A 374-nucleotide genomic window follows, 5' to 3' on the forward strand; every position below is an offset into this window, starting at 1 on the left:
CTGTGTCGTCAACTGCTGCCGCGGTTCTGTCGCATTCCTGGACGCGATAACCCAGCGCGCACCGAACAGCAAAGCGACGATTACTACCGGCAAGATCACCAGCCACCGCAAGATTGGCCATGTTTTGCTGCTCATCGACTGCTCCTGTGTCAGGATAAAGGAATCGGGTTGAATGACTTGGGCGACAAACAGTGTCCACAGCGGGATCAGAATGATCAGGACGAGCAGTGCGCCCACAATATACTTCCATAGTTTTGGAGATGTTTTCATCTAGAGCCTTCCTTGTTGGAAACTGGAGGCTGAGGGGATGTCGTTCGATATCCATGCATCGTTTCGCACACGACGGTCGATGGCAAGCCCGCATTGAGTGAGGG

Source organism: Janthinobacterium agaricidamnosum NBRC 102515 = DSM 9628, from assembly GCF_000723165.1.
Classification (GTDB): Bacteria; Pseudomonadota; Gammaproteobacteria; order Burkholderiales; family Burkholderiaceae_D; genus Janthinobacterium; species Janthinobacterium agaricidamnosum.